Raw genomic sequence first — 1,928 nt, forward strand, 5'->3', positions numbered from 1 at the left:
TGCTGGTTGTCGGCTTCTCCGGAGAATGGCTACCCGATCCAAAAGCCTTGCCAGTTCCCATAGCCGCGTTAGGGCTTGGACGTTCAGAGGCTCATAGGGTGCTGCGGTTGTTACGGGATAAGGCTGATAATGCCGGGTGGAATATGGAATGGCCTGCGTTATGGATGAAGCCGCTGGAGTATGGGAGGGCGTTGGGGGTGCACTAACGTGGAGATTGTGGCCAAGCACTCTTGCATAATTGTAGCTGTTCGACTACAGTTTTTTTCATGTATGTGATCAAGCGCACCGAATATTTCTCTGCTTGGCTGGAGGGTTTGAAGGATCGTACGACCCGGCAGCGACTCAATGCCCGCTTACGCAAGGCGTTGCTGGGCAATCTTGGGGATATCAAGGCCGTAGGCGAGGGTGTTTTTGAGATGCGCGAACACTTCGGCCCTGGTTGGCGTATGTACGCGGTACAGCGCGACAAAGTGATCATCGTGATGCTGGGTGGCGGCGACAAATCTAACCAGGCTGCCGACATATCAAAAGCCATTGATCTTGCTGCCACACTGGAGGATTGAGACATGACCAAACAAATCAAAGTCTCGGAATTGCCGGATTTCGATCCCGCTGAATACTTACACGACGAAGAGGACATCGCGGCATACCTGACGGCCATATTGGACGAGAACGACCCCGCCTTGCTGGCTGCGGCTTTGGGAGACGTTGCCCGTGCCCGTGGAATGACCATGATCGCCAAAACTTCCGGATTGTCTCGTGAAGCCCTTTACAAGGCACTACGGCCCAATGCCCACCCCCGCTTCGAGACAGTGGCCAAAGTATGTTCGGCCCTCGGTGTAAAACTGGTGGCGCAGCCGATGCACACCTGAAGCAAACTGACCGAAAAATTGAACTCAGTAAAAGGGAAGCCACCAAGCTTCCCTTTCTTTTTGCCTACCACCTGAGAAAGCCAATCACCATCACCTTCCACCAAGCCCTGCCCTTCTGCCGAACCGGCACCGACCCATCCTGCTCTGCTTCCCCTCTGGGAACGACCCTCTCATTTGCCTTGTACGGGCTTTTCCTTGCCTTTCTGGACCCGTGGCATGCCAAATCACAAAGAAGGCCGTAGAATCGATCCTGGAGTCTTCTAGAGCCATGCACCTACCAAAGCCTGCTTTCCAACCCTTCCAAATCCGTATTTTTCGAAAAACACCTCACGGAATTGTTATAAGCCTTAAAGGAGCTCTGTAGCTCCCCAAGTCTTATCCAGGCCGCCGTTGGAATTTGTTCCAGGGCGACTTTAACTTTTTCAAGAGAGGTGTTTTATGCCCAAGGTACATTTACGTCCGGCGTTTGTGGTGGCTCCGCCGTTGCCCAAAGGAAAAGCCAAGATCGACTATTTCGATAACCAGGTTGCAGGGTTTTTGCTTGAGGTTCGATGCACCGGCACTTCTACGTACTATCTGCGGTACAGAGACAAGGCCAGTAAAATCAGACAGGTTAAGATAGGCTCACCTGCAACAATTGGACTTGAAGAAGCCAGAAGTCTGGCCAAAACATTGAAAAGCCAATCAGTAATCGGCTTTGATCCGCACGAAGCCCAAAACAAGATCAAGGCGATTCCAACTTTCCGTGACTTTACCCAGAACAAGTACATCCCGTACGTTAAAAATCACAAAAGGTCATGGAAGCTGGACCAAACCATTCTTGAAAAACGTTTCCTGAGAGTCTGGGGATACAGGAAACTGAATGAAATCAGCAAGCAAGATCTCCCTGCAAAAAGTCCGGCAGGCATTCGATTTAACTAAATATTTTGCTTGCATTGTATGCTATAGTAGTGATATTAAGATTTAAAAAACGAGGTCACTGCTATGTTGCGATATAAGAATAGAAATAGGCTAAGCCTTATGGACGATACATTTTGGCTTCCAGGTAAACAGTCA

The 1,928-nt window shown here is 50.0% G+C and carries 4 protein-coding genes; all 4 read left to right on the forward strand.

What is annotated here, in order from left to right; genetic code table 11:
• The coding region (locus AC559A_RS19040) for a hypothetical protein (RefSeq protein WP_498819269.1) at positions 1-206 on the forward strand (206 nt) is incomplete at its 5' end.
• Positions 207-266: 60 nt separating this feature from the next.
• On the forward strand, positions 267-563 hold the full coding sequence (locus AC559A_RS19045) for a type II toxin-antitoxin system RelE/ParE family toxin (RefSeq protein ID WP_498819270.1): 297 nt from the start codon (positions 267-269) through the stop codon (positions 561-563).
• 3 nt (positions 564-566) lie between these two features.
• Entirely contained in the window at positions 567-872 is a 306-nt protein-coding gene (locus AC559A_RS19050; RefSeq protein WP_498819271.1) for an addiction module antidote protein, read from the forward strand.
• A gap of 438 nt (positions 873-1,310) precedes the next feature.
• Positions 1,311-1,793, forward strand: a complete 483-nt coding sequence (locus tag AC559A_RS19055) for an Arm DNA-binding domain-containing protein (protein ID WP_498819272.1) — start codon at positions 1,311-1,313, stop codon at positions 1,791-1,793.
• Positions 1,794-1,928: the final 135 nt, after the last annotated feature.

This window comes from Desulfonatronum zhilinae, assembly GCF_900182865.1.
GTDB lineage: Bacteria > Desulfobacterota > Desulfovibrionia > Desulfovibrionales > Desulfonatronaceae > Desulfonatronum > Desulfonatronum lacustre.